Annotated in this window: 17 protein-coding genes; 5 read left to right on the forward strand and 12 right to left on the reverse strand. The window is 56.3% G+C overall.

Going from position 1 to position 16,100, the window contains the following annotated elements; genetic code table 11:
- Positions 1 to 132: 132 nt before the first annotated feature.
- The 3 genes from TRM7615_RS00865 to TRM7615_RS00875 all read right to left on the reverse strand — a co-directional run bounded on the left by TRM7615_RS00865 (position 133) and on the right by TRM7615_RS00875 (position 2,524).
- Positions 133 to 1,236, reverse strand: a complete 1,104-nt coding sequence (locus TRM7615_RS00865; protein WP_108785026.1) for a site-specific DNA-methyltransferase — start codon at positions 1,234 to 1,236, stop codon at positions 133 to 135.
- 107 nt (positions 1,237 to 1,343) lie between these two features.
- Positions 1,344 to 1,961, reverse strand: a complete 618-nt coding sequence (gene rnhB / locus TRM7615_RS00870) for a ribonuclease HII (RefSeq protein WP_108785027.1) — start codon at positions 1,959 to 1,961, stop codon at positions 1,344 to 1,346.
- A 110-nt stretch (positions 1,962 to 2,071) separates the two neighbouring features.
- A complete protein-coding gene (locus TRM7615_RS00875) occupies positions 2,072 to 2,524 on the reverse strand; it encodes a hypothetical protein (RefSeq protein ID WP_108785028.1) in 453 nt (150 codons plus the stop codon).
- 175 nt (positions 2,525 to 2,699) lie between these two features.
- On the opposite strand from TRM7615_RS00875, the gene TRM7615_RS00880 reads away from it, so the two are divergent.
- The 3 genes from TRM7615_RS00880 (at position 2,700) to TRM7615_RS00895 (ending at position 5,761) form a co-directional block, all read left to right on the forward strand.
- Complete coding sequence (locus TRM7615_RS00880; protein ID WP_108785029.1) at positions 2,700 to 2,987, forward strand: hypothetical protein; 288 nt, start codon at positions 2,700 to 2,702, stop codon at positions 2,985 to 2,987.
- The gene (locus TRM7615_RS00885; RefSeq protein ID WP_108785030.1) at positions 2,959 to 3,660 is read left to right on the forward strand and encodes a winged helix-turn-helix domain-containing protein; all 702 of its coding nucleotides are present in this window, start codon (positions 2,959 to 2,961) and stop codon (positions 3,658 to 3,660) included. Before TRM7615_RS00880 ends, TRM7615_RS00885 begins: the two co-directional genes overlap by 29 nt.
- A gap of 556 nt (positions 3,661 to 4,216) precedes the next feature.
- A complete protein-coding gene (locus tag TRM7615_RS00895) occupies positions 4,217 to 5,761 on the forward strand; it encodes a DUF427 domain-containing protein (RefSeq protein WP_108785032.1) in 1,545 nt (514 codons plus the stop codon).
- 41 nt (positions 5,762 to 5,802) lie between these two features.
- On the opposite strand, the gene TRM7615_RS00900 is transcribed toward TRM7615_RS00895, so the two are convergent.
- The 9 genes from TRM7615_RS00900 to TRM7615_RS00940 all read right to left on the reverse strand — a co-directional run bounded on the left by TRM7615_RS00900 (position 5,803) and on the right by TRM7615_RS00940 (position 13,148).
- Positions 5,803 to 7,983 carry a xanthine dehydrogenase family protein molybdopterin-binding subunit gene (locus TRM7615_RS00900; RefSeq protein ID WP_108785033.1) on the reverse strand — a complete coding sequence of 727 codons (2,181 nt, stop codon included), beginning with the start codon at positions 7,981 to 7,983 and terminating at the stop codon, positions 5,803 to 5,805.
- Positions 7,984 to 7,985: 2 nt separating this feature from the next.
- Positions 7,986 to 8,450, reverse strand: a complete 465-nt coding sequence (locus TRM7615_RS00905) for a (2Fe-2S)-binding protein (RefSeq protein WP_108785034.1) — start codon at positions 8,448 to 8,450, stop codon at positions 7,986 to 7,988.
- Between the two features lie 166 nt (positions 8,451 to 8,616).
- The gene (locus tag TRM7615_RS00910) at positions 8,617 to 9,630 is read right to left on the reverse strand and encodes an AraC family transcriptional regulator (RefSeq protein WP_108785035.1); all 1,014 of its coding nucleotides are present in this window, start codon (positions 9,628 to 9,630) and stop codon (positions 8,617 to 8,619) included.
- 212 nt (positions 9,631 to 9,842) lie between these two features.
- The gene (locus tag TRM7615_RS00915; protein WP_235823985.1) at positions 9,843 to 10,583 is read right to left on the reverse strand and encodes a DUF1217 domain-containing protein; all 741 of its coding nucleotides are present in this window, start codon (positions 10,581 to 10,583) and stop codon (positions 9,843 to 9,845) included.
- Positions 10,584 to 10,630: 47 nt separating this feature from the next.
- The gene (gene flbT / locus TRM7615_RS00920; protein WP_108785037.1) at positions 10,631 to 11,035 is read right to left on the reverse strand and encodes a flagellar biosynthesis repressor FlbT; all 405 of its coding nucleotides are present in this window, start codon (positions 11,033 to 11,035) and stop codon (positions 10,631 to 10,633) included.
- A gap of 4 nt (positions 11,036 to 11,039) precedes the next feature.
- On the reverse strand, positions 11,040 to 11,408 hold the full coding sequence (flaF, locus tag TRM7615_RS00925; RefSeq protein ID WP_108785038.1) for a flagellar biosynthesis regulator FlaF: 369 nt from the start codon (positions 11,406 to 11,408) through the stop codon (positions 11,040 to 11,042).
- A gap of 71 nt (positions 11,409 to 11,479) precedes the next feature.
- Entirely contained in the window at positions 11,480 to 12,304 is an 825-nt protein-coding gene (locus TRM7615_RS00930) for a flagellin N-terminal helical domain-containing protein (protein ID WP_108785039.1), read from the reverse strand.
- Between the two features lie 207 nt (positions 12,305 to 12,511).
- Positions 12,512 to 12,871, reverse strand: a complete 360-nt coding sequence (locus TRM7615_RS00935) for a flagellar export chaperone FlgN (protein WP_108785040.1) — start codon at positions 12,869 to 12,871, stop codon at positions 12,512 to 12,514.
- A complete protein-coding gene (locus tag TRM7615_RS00940) occupies positions 12,861 to 13,148 on the reverse strand; it encodes a rod-binding protein (protein ID WP_108785041.1) in 288 nt (95 codons plus the stop codon). The genes TRM7615_RS00935 and TRM7615_RS00940 overlap by 11 nt, the downstream gene beginning before the upstream one ends.
- 116 nt (positions 13,149 to 13,264) lie before the next feature.
- Between TRM7615_RS00940 and fliK the strand changes: the two genes are divergently transcribed.
- Complete coding sequence (fliK, locus tag TRM7615_RS00945; protein ID WP_108785042.1) at positions 13,265 to 15,388, forward strand: flagellar hook-length control protein FliK; 2,124 nt, start codon at positions 13,265 to 13,267, stop codon at positions 15,386 to 15,388.
- A gap of 2 nt (positions 15,389 to 15,390) precedes the next feature.
- Positions 15,391 to 16,059 (forward strand): flagellar hook capping FlgD N-terminal domain-containing protein, encoded by a 669-nt coding sequence (locus tag TRM7615_RS00950; RefSeq protein ID WP_108785043.1) that lies wholly within the window; start codon positions 15,391 to 15,393, stop codon positions 16,057 to 16,059.
- Positions 16,060 to 16,100: the final 41 nt, after the last annotated feature.

The raw sequence follows: 16,100 nt of genomic DNA on the forward strand, positions 1-16,100 counted from the left end.
AGATAGGAAGGCAACCTAACGCCCGAAACCCCCTGCGACAAAAAGAAAAAACCCCGCCGATCTCGGCGGGGCAAGGTGTAGTGCCATGTGTCAGGCCACAGGCACCGGCGGTATTCTTGATCTATTGTTGGATTAGTTCTGCATCTCGGACCGGATCTGCTGGCGCAGAACGTCGATCGGAACTGTCTTGCCGTCGCGCTTGAAGCACCAATAGGTCCAGCCGTTGCAAGAGGGTGCATTTTCCAAATGCGCGCCCACCTGATGGATCGACCCTTTGATATTGTCGCCGATGAGCGTGCCGTCGGCGCGCACCTTGGCCTTGTGGCGCTGGTTCATGGAATAGAGCTCTTCGCCCGGGCGCAGCATGCCGCGCTCGACCAACTGGCCGAAGGGAACGCGCGGCTCGGCGCGTTTCGACGCGCTGACTTCCAGCGCTTCACGGTCGAATTTGCGGACCTTGGAAATTCGCTTCTGCGCCACCTTGCGGTAGGCTTCTTCCCGCTCGATGCCAATGAATTCACGTCCCAGCATCTTGGCCACAGCACCGGTGGTGCCGGTGCCAAAGAACGGATCCAAAACCACATCACCCGGCTTGGTCGAACCGACCAGAATGCGGTGCAGCAGAGCTTCGGGCTTTTGCGTCGGGTGCGCCTTGTCGCCGTTTTCGTCCTTGAGCCGCTCATGACCTGTACAGATCGGCATGACCCAATCGCTGCGCATCTGGATGCCTTCGTTCAGCGCCTTGAGCGCCTCATAATTGAAAGTGTATTTCGCGCCTTCTTCCTTCGAGGCCCAGATCATCGTCTCATGGGCGTTGGTGAAACGCTTGCCACGGAAGTTCGGCATCGGGTTCGACTTGCGCCAGACCACGTCGTTCAGGATCCAGTATCCTGCGTCCTGCAGGGCCGAGCCCACGCGGAAGATATTGTGGTACGAGCCAATCACCCAGATCGCCCCATTGGGCTTGAGCAGACGCCGCGCGGCTTTCAGCCAGTCGCGGGTAAATTGATCGTAAACGGCAAAACTCGAAAACTGATCCCAATGGTCATCAACCGCATCCACCTGGCTGTTGTCCGGGCGGTGCAGCTGACCTTTGAGCTGCAAGTTATATGGGGGATCGGCAAAAATCAGATCAACGGACGCCTCCGGCAGACTGTTCATCATCTCGATGCAGTCACCAGATAGAATCGTGTTTAGAGGGAGCGCAGCTGCGCCCTTTACTTTGGTTGTCGTCATGTTCTGCCTCAGGTTCCACGGCGCATTTTTGCGCTCATTTGGTTAACCTAAAGATGAGTCAAACCGGATTCCGGGTCAATTTCTTTTTTGAATCATGAGGTTATGATTTACTCTTGATACAAGATATTGTGTACCGGTTTGAACGAACGTCTATGATGTGGGGTCACGCCAAGGTTTAGAAGCGCATCGCGGTGCTTTTTTGACGGATATCCCGCGTTGGTTTCCCATCCATAACCGGGATGCTGTTGCGCCAAATCCACCATGACACGATCTCGACATATTTTGGCCACAATTGAAGCCGCCGCAATGGACACGGATCGCCCGTCGCCCTTGACCACAGCCTCGGATCGAGTCCGCAGGCCCTGGGGAATCAGATTTCCATCAATCAGCAGATAATCTGGCGGCGGATTCAGCCCCGACACCGCTCGCTCCATCGCCAGATGCGAAGCTTTGAGGATGTTGATTCGATCAATTTCTTCGACGGTGGCATGGGCGATGGACACCTCGGCCTGCGCATGGATTGCAGTCTCTAACACTTCGCGTTTCTTGGCCGTCAGCTTTTTGGAGTCATTCAACCCCTCAGGGATGTCACCGGGGTTCAGTATCACCGCCGCCGCCGTCACCGGCCCGGCCAGCGGGCCACGCCCGACCTCATCCACACCCGCAATCCGCAGAAACCCTTGGGCGTGCAGTGCCCGTTCCATCTCATAATCTGGCTGTATCATGAGCACTGGCAAAGCCTGTCCATGCCGCAAACGCAAGACAAAAGGAGGAGAGAGGTTGCCCTCCCTCCTCCTGACGCCGTTTCCCGACGCTCTCCCTGCTCGACTTAGGTTCAGTATTGGTTGTGCAACACACGGTAGCCCTGTTGGCGCAGGCAGCGCGGCTCATAGGCTTGTTTGTTGCGTTTGCCGTTCCAGAAGGAGATGCGGCACATCTGCGGCAGGCTGTTTGCATGGCGATAATGCTTCTGCAAGCAGTTGGGTTTCAGCAAAGGCTGGTTGCCGGGATAACCGCGCATCTGTTTCAGACACTGCGATGGCAGGTCATACCGCGAAATGCGTGGCGGCAGCGGACGTGGGGTGACCGGCTGATAATGGTTGTGCTGGCGCGCTACCCGCTCACGCTTTTTCTTTTTGTCATAATGGTGCACGGCGGCGCCAAACAAAGCGATGGCCGCCAGCCCGCCCAGGATCTTTTCTGCATCACCCGCCCGAGCAGGGGCGGCAGACAAACCGGTGATTGCAACGGCGGTGGCAACGATAAGTGCGATAAACTTGCGGTGCATAGGTGATTTCCTTTCGAGGTCTTGAGGTGGCCCACAAGGTTGGGCGTCTTGGATGCCCCGACACTGGGCGCTCATCGCTCAGACAGGCAATATCGCCGCCTTGTTATCGAATAACTGGCCCCTCAAAGCCCTGTGGTTATTGAATAACCGCGCCCAAGCGCGCAGGATAAGAGCCATGAAACAGATCTTGAAAATCGTAGGACTGGCCGCCCTGATTGCAGCCTCTCCGGGCCTTGCTGCGGCTGACTGCTATGCCGATTACAAGGCCAAACAGGACAGCCCTTTGCGTCTGCACTATGGCGTGATCCAGGTCACGTCCTGTTCCGCGGGACAGGCCAGCACCGAGATTTCCGCACGGTTGCAGGCGGCTGGTTGGACCTTGCTGAACGTCATCTCGGTTTTCGGCCCCGAGGGCCTGCAGGAAAGGAAAGCGGATGCCGGACCCTACTATCTCCGTTTCTGACACGCGCCGGTCCGGCACACGGCTTGTCGGGATTGGGATTGCTGCAATTGTCGTCATCCTCGCGACCGCAGCCGTCTTTTTGATCCTGACCCTGCCCGACGCCAACGCGTTCAACGCACGGGTGGAGCAGGTGTTCATCGAAAACGACCTGACCACCCAGGCCGAAATCAAACTGCTCGAGATCCTGGCGCAATCCGGCACGGCCTTTGCCGACACGCTGACCAGTTATCGCATGGTGATCTTTGTGCTGCTGGTCTTTGCCAGCGCGATGATGATCGCCGCCCTGGCGTTTCTGGTGATGCTGGTCACCATGAACCGCCGCATGGCCCAGATCGAGCGATCGGGCATTCAGGTCACGTCGCTGCTGATCAGCCGCGAAGAGAACACCGTCTATCTCAACAACATGGATTTCAAACTGACCCCAGCCGCGATCGAAACACTATCCGTCTTGGCCGAGGCGCGCATGGATGATGACGTGCTTTCAGGATCTCAGATCGAGGCGATTATTTCGGGCAAGGACGCGTCCGACTGCGAAGAGGCAGCAGGCGCGACCCGGATCAAACGGCTGCGCGACACGTTGGGCAATCAAATGGTGAGCGAGTTGCTGGTCAAGAACATCGCCCGGCGAGGCTATATGTTGGCCATTGAAAAGGACGTGATCCAGATGGTTTGACGGCATGGGCCGTTGCATCACGCGCCAACTGCCGAGCGTAGCGAGGCGCATGATTTCTTTCTGCCCAACGGGAGGAGGTGTTTCGTCAGAAACATCGACGACCGGCGGGAGCACCCCGCCAATCTGAACAAACCTTACCAAGGCTCAGTGGTTTGGGGATGTGCGTTGCTGATCTTGTTTTGTTTGCCGGGTCGATTGCGTTGGCGCACTACAGGCGCATCTCGCCATGTTGTCGTAGATCAACTCATCATGAATCGGCGGACATTGCGCCGCCCCCGGAGGATTGATTGGTTTTCCCTGAAAAGCACAGGCGGCCACACAGATGCATTCGTCCCGCGTCAATGGTTTTTGCCCCTGCCCCCAGGCAGGAACCGCGCAGAAAACCAGAACCACCCAAAAAACACGAACCATTTCGACCTCTCATCAGCTCGTTCCAGAATGCCTTCTGAAACCGGGTAAGCCAATTGGCCAAATTTGCGCGCCCCTCTTGGAATGCGCCGCCATACGCCCCATCCTTATAGGCATCTGCGCAAGATAGACGGAGGCTTGTCGTCCAATGAACGTCCACACGTCCCCGCAGGTCCAGGGGTATTCCATCGATATTGAGCCGCTAGCGGGCCGAGTCGAGGTGTTTCGCAATGGAAAGAAATTGGCCTCCAGCGAGCGAGCCAAAGTCATGTACGAAACGCGCCTGCCACCCACGATTTATTTCCCCAAGGACGATGTACTCGTCGACCTGAGCGATGCGACCGACTTGCAGACCTTTTGCCCCTTCAAGGGAACAGCCACTTATCGGGACATGCAGATCGACGGCGAACGGCTGTCGAATTCCGTCTGGGCCTATGAGAACGCTCTACCCGAAAGCGAGGGGATCGAAGGGCACATCGGGTTTACCCAGCAAGGCTACACCCACATCGATCTGGGTGAAAACGTCCTGCGCTCGACCAGTGATGGCAATATCAGCGGTCCCATGATCGACTGGCTGTTGCGCGGGACCTGGACGTTGGACACACCCCAGGATTTCACCCGCGCCCTGGCCGATAAGATGACCGAACAGGGCATCGCTGTGTCCCGCTTGGGCGTGCTGGTCTGGTCGCTGCATCCCCTGATCGCGGGCAAGCACTACATCTGGGAAAAAGGCGAGGACGAGATTTCGACCTTTGCCCCGACCTACGAAATCCACGACCACCCCGCGTTCACCAACAGCCCGCTGCGCCATGTGTCGAATGGGTTGGGCGGTGTGCGCCAGCGGCTGAATGACGACCACCCCGAAAACAGCTTTCCGATCATGGAAGACCTGCGCGCCAAAGGCGCCACGGATTACGTGGCCATGCCGCTGCCATTCTCGGACGGGCGTACCAATGTTTTGACACTCACCAGCGATCATCCTGACGGGTTCACCACCGCCAACCTTGGTCTGATCTTTGAATGCGCAGTTGTTTTCGCGCGGTTCTATGAGGTCTTCATGCAGCGTGAGAACGCGCAATCCTTGCTAGAGACCTATGTAGGCAAACGCTCGGGCGCGCGGGTGCTGGGTGGCGATATCCGCCGTGGCGACGGGGACGAGATTGATGCGGCGATCATGTTCTGCGATCTGCGCGGCTCCACCCGCCTTGAGGAACGACTGGGCCGGGATCGTTACATCGTGCTGTTGAATGAATTCTTCGAGACGATCTCGGACATCGTGCACGAGAACGGTGGCGAGGTGCTCAAATTCATTGGTGATGCTGTTCTGGCTGTCTTTCCAGCCGGCAACGACGACATGGCCGCGCGGACCAATGCTCTCAACAGCGCAAACGAGATTGTGCAGAGGGTGCCGGAAATCGAATGCCCCGACGAAAGCCTGGACTGTTCGATTGGCCTGTCGTTCGGGCGCGTTACCTATGGCAACATCGGCTCGCGCGAGCGGCTGGATTTCACGGTGATCGGACATGCGGCAAATGTCGCGGCGCGACTGGGGGATTATGGTAAAACCGTTGGGCACCGCATTGTTGTCAGCAAGGATATCCTGACCGCGTGTGGTGATTGCGACCCCTTGGGCGAGGTTCACTTGCACAATGTCTCTCAGCCCGTGGCGTGTTTCGCAGTACGGTCTGCCTAACGCAAACGCCCGCCCCATATCGAGGCGGGCGCTTTTTTCACTTAGACAAAGTCGACACCGTTGTTGATCATCGGCAGCGCCGTGACACGCGGGCCGCTGACCGCAATCGCATTGGCCAAGGCAGGAGCCGAAGGCGGAGTGCCGGGCTCGCCCACTCCGGTCGGCGCCTCATTCGAGGCCACGATGTGAACATCGATGGCGCCAATGTCACCGATCCTCATGGGCTCGTAGTCGGGGAAATTGGACTGATCCACGACACCTTCGGTCAGGGTAATTTCATCCCGCATGACGTGGCCAATGCCATAGCCAATGCCCCCCTCCATCTGCGCCTTGATCACATCCGGGTTGACCGCGACACCACAATCGACGGCACAGGTCACTTTCTCGACCTTCACATAGTCGTCCTCATCCCGCGAAATCTCGACCACTTCGGCCACGTAGGAGTTGAACGATTTGTGCACAGCGATGCCTTGGTCGCGCCCTTCCGGTGCTGCACCCCAGTTGCCTTTCTCGGCGGCCAGTTTCAAAACGTCCGCCATACGTTTTTGATCGGCGCCGTCGCCGGTCAGATAAGACAGCCGGAATTCCACCGGATCACGGCCCGCGGCCTTGGCGGCAGCATCCATCATGCTTTCCATCACATATGCGGTGTGGGTGTGTCCAACCGAACGCCACCACAACACAGTCGTTGCCGGCGCAACATCCGTAAGACCAATGTGTTGTTGCGGAATAACATAGGGCGACTGTGTGACGCCCTCGACCGACGAGTGATCAACACCGTTGTGAACAGCCATCGCCTCGAACGGGGTGCCCTTCATGATGGATTGCGCCGCAATCCGGTGATCCCAACCCATGATGTCGCCATCCGCGTTCAGTCCGACCCGCACTCGATGCGCCACTGCCGGACGATAGAAGCCCCCGGTGATGTCATCCTCACGCGACCACACAAGCTTTACCGGACGCGACCGATCGGTGAGGGCAAAGGCCAGAGCGGCCTCGACCTGGTAATCCGCAACCGGAGTTGCCCGGCGACCAAAGGATCCGCCCGCAAACATCGTATTGATCTGCACCTTGTCCATCGGCAGACCCAAGATCTGCGACAACGCTCCATGTGGGACTGTCGGGAATTGGCATCCGTCGTGCAGAATCACGCCACCTTCTGCTGCTGCTTCGATCGTGCAGGTCAGCGGCTCCATCGGGGCATGAGCGAGCAGCGGGAAGTAGAACGTTTCCTCCAAAACCGTAGCAGCGCCATCCATCGATAATTGCGCCTTGGCGGCCGAGGTTTCGGTCAGCTCATAGGTCGGGTCCGCATTGACGGCTGCAATCAACTGCTCGCGGATCTGATCCGAGCTGCGCATTTCCGCGTTCGAATTGTCCCACTCGACGCTCAACGCCTCGCGCGCCTGAAATGCCGCCCAGGTGTGTTCGGCATAGACCGCAACGCCCGCCTTGTTCGGCAACACGGCCGAGCGGATGTAGCCCTTGATCCCTGTGGCATCTGCATCATTGAACCCGGTCACCAACGCCCCTTTGCGTGGACTACGCAGGATGACCGCGACCATCTGATTGTCCAGGTGAAGGTCCATCGCATATTTTGCCGTCCCGTTGATTTTGGGTGGCGTATCCTTGCGCTGCACCTTGGCATTGCCGATCAAACGGAATTCTGATGGTTCCTTGAGCCTTGGGTTTTCGGGCGCACTCAACTGCGAAGCCGCCGCAACAAATTGAGCCAGCGGGGCTTGGTTCGTTCCATCCGTGACCTGGCCGTCCACAATGTCCAGTGTGCTGGCTTTGACACCCCATTCTTTTGCGGCGGCTTGGATCAGCATCTCGCGCGCGGCGGCACCAGCTTGGCGATACTGCATGTAAGAGTTGGCCAAAGCCGTCGAACCACCCGTACCCTGTACCGGCCCAAAGAGCAGATTGTTGTAGGTGCCTGGATCTGACGGCGCGAATTCATAGGCGATATCTTCCATCGAGACGCCCAGTTCTTCGGCGATCAGGGTGGTCAGGCCAGTTGCGGGCCCTTGCCCTTTTTCAAAGTGTTTGACGATGGCCGTCACCATGCCATCGGCATTGATTTTGACAAAGGGGTTCAACTTGGCCCCTTGCGAGGCTCCCCCGGCCAATGCGCCATCGGGACGCGCGCCCACAAGCAAAACGGCAGAGGCAGCTGCGGCCCCTTTCAGGAAACCGCGACGAGAAGTGTTCAGGGTCATGATCAGGCCTCCAGCTTTTCTGATGCAAGAACGATTGCTGCGCGAATGCGCTGGTAGGTTGCACAACGGCAGGCGTTCCCGCTCATGTAGTCGTCAATCTCTTCCAGCGTGGGCTTGCTGTTTTCGGTCAGCAGGCCAATGGCAGACATGATCTGCCCCGATTGGCAGTAGCCGCATTGCACAACGTCCAACTCGGCCCAGGCCGCTTGAACCGCTGCGCCAACCGAGTTCTGGTCGACCACTTCAATCGTGGTCACTTCTGCGTCCTCAACGTCTTCGATGAAAGTCTGACACGAGCGTACGGGCTCGCCATCCAGATGGACGGTGCAGGCCCCACAGGATGCGACACCGCATCCAAACTTGGTTCCCGTCAATTTCAGTTCGTCCCGTATCACCCAAAGTAGTGGCGTTCCGGGTTCTGCTTCGACCTGATGCGTCTGGCCATTCAGCTTGAGGTTCAGGGTCATTGTCCAATTCTCTCCTGTCGGTGACGCCAAGCTCCGCTTCATATTGGCGCTAAAGTTATCGATCGCTCACTTAGTTGCTCGATACGCGTTCGCAAAGCCTGACGGTGAGAGATTGACGTGGGGTCGGCTGGACGCTTGACCAAAAACAAATCGTGCCAAATGTAATTCAGATCGTGCCAATCTGGTCCGGCCTCTGACGTGCGCGCGCTTGCAACGGCGTCAAGCCGGTCCATCCCTTGAAGGCCCGGTAAAATGAATTCGGGTCGCTGAACGCCAAAAGATACGAAATTTCGTCAACGCTCAATTCGTCGTCTTGAAGGTATTCCAGCGAAAGCTCGGTTCGGATCCCGTCGAGGATGCCCTGAAAGCTCTGCCCTTCGTGAGCCAGGTACCGATACAGGCTCCGCTTCGACACATTGAGTTCGCGACTGATGGCCGAAGCGTTGGATTGCCCACTGGGCAGCAGGTCCATCAACGCCATACGCACACGGGCGCTAAAAGACATCTGGTTTGTTCGGTCAAACATTTGTGCGCGCAAGCCTTTTTCAAAACTCGGCCAAAGATCTTCGTTCTCGGTGATCAATGACCGATGTGCATCCTCCAGGCTCAGGTCAAATGTGACCTGGTCGGTCTTTTCGATGTGAACACCAACGAAATCCTGAAGACGCCCACGTTTCTCGGGTACACTGGGAAGCCCGGCACGCAGGGGCACCACCGGCCACGCCGAGTGAACGCGCGTAAGTTCAAGGAAGTATGCCAATTCAAAAGTCGCAAAACTCGAAGGGAATGAGATGCCGGGGTCGACCGAACTTATCGACACGCGCAAAACGCCATCCTCGCGTTTGGCACTAATACACACCGGCGCAACCAAAGGTTTGAACAACCCCAGACGTTGCAAGCCAACTTCGGTGTTTGGACTACAGGAAAACGACAATATGGCAGGGTTGAAAGGCCCGCGCGCTGAGTCTCGTGCCATCTGCAGCAGATCCGAATCAGGAGCCTGTGAGATGATGCCCTCCCACATGGCGAACAATTGGCCAGCCGAGAAACCCGAACTGCTATTGCCCAGGAAGTTTGCCGGAAGTCCCGCATGTTTCAAGGCAACCTCTTGTGGAACATTGAGATGCGCACATAGTTTTTGAGCAAACCTTGAGAACGGGTATCGAGAGGGCCTGGACATTCAACGTAACACTGATTGGGAACCTGATGTACGATAGATCGTGTCTAATTCTCAGGTGTCTAGTGGTTCGGCTCGTTAGATTCTCGAATGGCACGATATGTTTGCAGATTGGCACGATATGTTTCTGGCGATCTAGGAGGCTCCGGCTTTCCCTCCGGTGTATCGCGTGTTGGAAGGCACCAAACACCACATCAATGGCCTGCCATTTCCCGTCAGGTCTGAAGCAACATCAAAGCAATGGATGATGAATCGCTTCCTGCACTCAATTCGTTTATCTGGGCACGAGCCAAGTACCGGTTGGTGATCTGCTCCAAGGCCTCTGAGCCGGTGAATTGCGTCAATTCGGAATCACCTGTCACGGCTTGAAGTTTCTCGCGAAACACTTCGAGCTGCTTGTCCAGATTGATCTGCCCAAAGCTGCTCGGTAGCCCCAAAGCGACTTCAAACATCTGTCGCAACGGCGGCTGCCCCATCAAATTGAACCACTTTGCGTCATCGCTAAAGGATTGACTGGCCAGGTCTTGTAATTCCCTTTGAGCAAAGAGCGCGATACGCATCGAGCCATCCTGCTCCCCAACCGACGCTTCGAAAGCCTCAAGGTTGTTGCGGTTTACAACCTCGATCATATTGGTCTGCAGTCCAGTCTTACGCACTTCTCCAGGTCCAAACCCAAATGCTTCGCTGAACTTTTGGTACCGTGTGTCAGCAAGACGGTTGGCCAGGGCGTCATCGCTGTTCGTACCGTCCTGCAGAATTTTTTGAATGAAGAATTTGCTGTCGATATCATCCTGCAGCCCAAAGGCCCCCAAGGCGACCGATAACAGACGCCGATTGCCTACCAGATCGGCTGCGGATGTGATGTCCCCGATGTTTTCCAGAAAATATTGGTTCTCCCTGACACGCATCTGCGAGGTTGAAAAGTTTTCCAGCTGGCTGTTGTAAGTGCGCTGCAAGAAGCTCCACCCTGCAATTCCCGTGGTCGGAACAACAGCTGTGAAACTCATGGTGAATGCGCGGCGAGCAGCCGTTCCTCTCGCGGTAGCAAGCTTCGCAAGGCTTTCAGACAACGATAGTGATGATCCCGAACCAGGGCATCTGTGGCCTCGGCCAACGAAGCCCGGCTATCGGGATCCGTGAACACCTGGCTCAGTTCTTCGATCCTGCGCAACAATGGCATCCGGGCTTCGGTCGGGTCGCTATCTCCAGACAGCACCAACTGGGCGGCATAGCAAACACGCCGAACAGGTGTGGTTGCATCTTCGGGATGGATGGCATCCCGCAAGCGCAGGATGTTGGCATCCGGTGTGACGATCGACAAACGACCGCGGCGATCCCCGTTTTCGATGACAGCGCCGTTGATCAACAACCGTTCCTTCGGCGCCAATTTCAAAACCAAGCCACTCATTCTTTTATGCCCCACCCCTCAGGCCACGCATGATGGCCGTGTTAACCTCAAGCAAGGGGTCTACCGGAGCTTGCCGTGCCAACACCTTGCTGGTGTAGTGACGGGTAAATTCCGCCAAGGAAAACAGATCCGCTTTCAATTTCGCAGGCAGGGTATTGTCGGCATCCACGACCTCGGCCGCAAAGATGGTCCAAAGCTTACGGTTCACATGCAACGCCTCGGCCATTGCAGGGAAACCCTTTTCGCCCTCTTGCTGCGCGAGGCGAATTCGGTGGGTAATGCGGGCAACCGCCTCATATTCTACACTACGCGGTGTGCGCGTCGGTGCGGACGTCGAGGCATATCCTTTTTGAGCTACGGAAATCGCGTTCACATTCTATCCTTACTGTGATCAGACCTGAAACAAGATTGGCCAGGGCCGTGAAAGCCCTGGCCAGGGCTGCTTTAGCGGAACAGCGACATAACGGTCTGCGGCGCGCTGTTGGCGATCGAGAGAGCCTGCACACCCAGCTGCTGCTGTGTTTGCAGCGCCTTCAGACGTGCCGACGCAGCCTCCATATCGGTATCCACCAGTGAACCGATACCGGATTTCATCGCATCCGACACTTTGCTTACAAACTCGTTCTGGTCGCTGATGCGCTTTGCCGAAGCACCAAGGGCGGCCGCCCCGTTGACTGCGGCCTGAATCAAGGTCTCCATGTCATCGATTGATGCGTCAGCGTTTGCGGCACTGGAGACATCGATAGTAGTGAGGTCGAGACCGGCTTCAAAATCCACCGAGGACACGGTGATGTTTTGCGCAGTAACCGCGCCTGCCGCGTCACGATCCAGCGACGACAGCACGGTGATGTCACCACCTGCAGTGTTGAGCAGATTCGATCCGTTGAACTGCGACGCGCTGATGATCGAAGTGATCTGCGCCTTGAGTTCGTTGACATCGGCCGTGATCTTGGCGTTATCAACGTTCTCACCAGTTGCCGCGACAACCTTTTCCTTCATCTCGTTCAGGATGTTGGTGATCTGCTCGGCTCCGGCCGACGCCACAGCCACAGTCGATTCACCCAGAGAGAGCGACTCGGACACGGCTTTGAAACCGGACACGTCCGATTCCATAACCTTGGAAATCGCCCAGATGGCCGAGTTGTCCTTGGCCATCGCGACCTCTTTACCAGTCGAGATCGCGTTCTGGGTCGAGGTCAGGTCGCTGTTGATCGACTTGAGGGTCTGCAGCGCAACCATTGCGCCGTTGTTCGTCAGAATGCTGGTCATATTCAAGTTCCTTCAGGCATAGGACGGTTTCCGTCCGGTGTTGTTCCGCCAACGTGGCGGCCTAAACGTCTTTCTGACGACTGCGAGATCCGGTTCCTTGGCATCGCGCCACCTTCATCCAAGGTGCGAGGACACCTTTGACCGGGATGTCCTAATGGAGTGCTAAAGGCGAAATCCCAGATTTTTCACATTTTATTCAACGGCGTACTAAGCGCGTTTTTCCAGTTGCTTACTGACCTGAGTGTTGTGCTGCATCTTGCGACCGCTTTCATCATAGGTTTCAAGTCCACGACGAACCCGACGCAATTCGGCCATCCGATTGGCGACAGCCTGGATGCCTTCCATCGCGCTATTGAGTAGGGACTGATTTCGCGACACTTTGCTTTGCACACCTGCCAAGGCCTCTCGTTCGACAGAATCAAGAGTGTTGATTCGCTCGATCAGTTTTTCTTTTTGGGGCAACAGGACGCCAAGACGCTCCAGCTCCCCATCAACCAATGCCGCCCGCTCCAAGTCCAACAACTCGTCCAGAGCCGCAATCAGTTCGGTTGGTGTTTCATTTTTCATTCTGAGCCTCTTTCAGTGCATTAAAGAGAGTTTCCGACAGGCCAATCCCGCCGGACTTTGCAATCTGTTCTGCTTGCTGACGTACGAGAAACGACTGGAATTGTTCCTCTCCAGCCCCTCCACCCATCGAGGATCGGGATTTCCCAAGCCCCGCTGATTTCAACATCTCAGCCAGGAAAGTGGCTTCGAGTTTTTGCGCGACCTCACGAAGCGCATGGTCGGTGGTCTTATCTGATCGCGGGTTCACGTGCAGACCGGAAGGAAACAAAGGATCCATCGTGCGTCCTCAAATTGCATCGAATTTTCCGAGCTTGCGACCAAACCAGTTAAAATAAATGTAACCGGTTTGATTGCAGGGTGTTCGTCATCGAAAGAACTTCGAGGTGTGAAAGGATGTCACTTCTCTCTCTGTCTGAGGCCGTTGCGCCTGCTGCTGCCCCCCTCACCAAAGGGGGTGACAAAGCCGATAAAAAGACGACCGAATTAAACTTTGATGATGTCATCGGAAAAATACCCCACCCCGTCGCAGAGCGACATTCACGGCAAGGCTCAGGTGGCTTGAATCAAACCGTCGAGACAGATGCAGAAGGTTCTTTGGCTCAAGGGTCCGAAGATAACGGAGCTTTTGAGAAACACCCTAACAACGACCTAAAAACCGTCGCGCATGAAACCAAACAAATCAGTGCAGAAGCTCCGGTTGAAGAGCAATTGCCTCGGCAAGCGCGCGATATTGTTGAATACGCATTGGCGTCAAATCCGCGTCCACCACATCGCGGAGCGACCGAAGAATCGCCCAAGTCTACTGATGCACCAGGTGCAATTGTGGCGGCATCTGCGACCGACCAAAAACAACTGGAAATTGGGGAGCCTTTTGACCTGCGTCAGAAGGGAAACGTGCCAACACAGACGTCGAGCTTTGAGTTTCGAGGAAAAGAGACAACTGCGATTTCAGCTGATTTGCATAAATCGAATCCCGAACCGATCCAGTCATCGGATATTAAATCCAACGTGAAGGACGCCGCCACGACAACTGATGGTGCACGTCAGTTGAAACCAAGCGCAACCCTGGCGCCCGTTACTGCCCCGTTCGCGAAGGAGGTCACTGCGATACCTGGCGGTTCGCATCAGATCAGACCGCCAGCACCTCAGACGCGGGATATTGAAGTTGTTGCGAAGGACGCAGCTGCGGTATCGGTTGTTTCACGTCAGACGAATCCTATCCCGGCTCAGGCAGCCGCCATCGAAACCAACGGTAGAGAGGCAAACGCGACGCAGGTTGTTTCTCAGAAAACGAGGCCCGATCCAGTCCAAGCGCCCGTCATGAGGAACACCGAACAAACGGCAGACGCGACGCTGGTTGGTTTCCATCAAACAAGGCCCGAACCGACCCAAACACCCGCTATTGGCCGCATCGTGAAACAGGCAACCACGCTCTCCACGCAATCAAACTTGGTGTCTGATCGGCCCACGCAAGCCTTGACCGCAGCCAAAGTTGAAACTCGCGTCGATGGGAACCCGCCGTTCACAATCTCGGGCCAAACAGACGAAATCGGACGCGAGGTACAGAAAACAGGTGGCCCTAGCGTCAACCCTGCAACCATTGGCAGCAAGAATGAAGGACAGAATGCCCGCTTGCATAAAGTGCAGGCAATATCTGAACCCGCCCTTTCGTATACGGCACATACTCGAACGGATCTCTCTTCAGCCAAACCTGAGGGCTATTCGACCGCTCCCTTAGGTCAAACTTTTGCAGTGGACGTTCGCCGAGAACCCTCTGTGGATAAACCGGTGGCCATTGTTCAAACGGCAAAGCTCAAGATTGAAAACAGTGGTGTTCAACCCGATCCAGGACGGCCTGAAGGCAAACTTGTTGCGAACCCAGAAACTCCGTTTGCAGCACAATTTGTTACGCGGGCGGCTGTAGTGCCCCAGGTACAAGCCCCCTCGTCGATGACCATTGGCATGAATCGAAAAGACATTGATTTTGAGAGCTTAAGTTTGAAAGCCGATGAAACGACGTCGGTTTTGAGTTCCGTTTCAACCGAAGATGCAGCGGCGTCAACAGCATCCGCGCCAACCGCTACTTTCGGCGCATTCCCAGCCGCTTCGAAACCTGGACTGGCACAGTCTGTTGGTGCCCAATTGGCCGAGCAATTGGCAAAGCGACCCCAGGGAACGATCGGCATCATGCTGAATCCCGAAGAACTCGGGCGCGTGCAGATGGCCGTTAATGCCAGCGAATCGGTGGTCGCCATTTCAATCACAGCCGAACGACCGGAAACGTTGGATTTGATGCGACGGCATGTTGACCAACTGATCGAGGAGTTCCGCCAGATGGGTTATGAAGGAGTTGATCTTGCCTTCTCTGGCGGTGGTTCTACGCACGATGATTCACAAAACACCCCATCATCCAACGTCATTTCGGCCACTTCGGACGGGGCAGACAACGCAATTGGACCAAATGAAGAAAACCCCGATCGCCCAGGCCAACAGGTCGGCGTGGACATGAGGCTTTGACAATGATCACCGAAACCACACAGTCGAATGGCACGAACACGTCGGCCACCAACACGTCCTCGTCAAGCAAGGCCCCGCAGATTGCGACGGATTTTGAAACCTTCCTGCGGATGCTCACGGTTCAAGCACAGAATCAGGACCCGCTGGAGCCTTTGGATTCCTCGGAGTATGCGGCTCAACTGGCGCAATTTTCGATGGTTGAGCAGCAAACCAAGACGAACCAAACGCTTGAGGCGCTGGTCAACAAGCTGGGCGGCAACCCGATTGCCGAACTGTCTAATTGGATCGGCAAAGAGGCGCGAGCCGTTGCTCCGGCCAACTATACTGGCCACCCCGTCACCGTTTCACCGTCGCTGCACGCGGAAGCAACCGAAGCGGTTCTGGTCGTCAGCAATGCCGAAGGAACCGTTGTGGAGCGAAAATCCATCCCCGTATCCACCACCCCCTTTGAATGGACCGGGTTGGACGAATCGGGCACCGCGCGCCCGTCCGGGCTCTACAGCTTTGCTGTTGAAAGTCGCAAGGATGGCACCGTTCTGAGCCAGCAAGCCGCTGCAGTGTACAATGATGTCATAGAAGCCCAGGTTCAGAATGGCGAAGTGACCTTGATCCTGGAGGGCGGACAGGCGATTTTGGCCTCGAAAGTCACGGCCGTGCGCGCGCAGGAATAACCTCTGTCGGAACATGGGCGGGATCTCGTACTGAAGTCCGC

It is taken from the genome of Falsiruegeria mediterranea M17 (assembly GCF_900302455.1).
GTDB lineage: Bacteria > Pseudomonadota > Alphaproteobacteria > Rhodobacterales > Rhodobacteraceae > Falsiruegeria > Falsiruegeria mediterranea.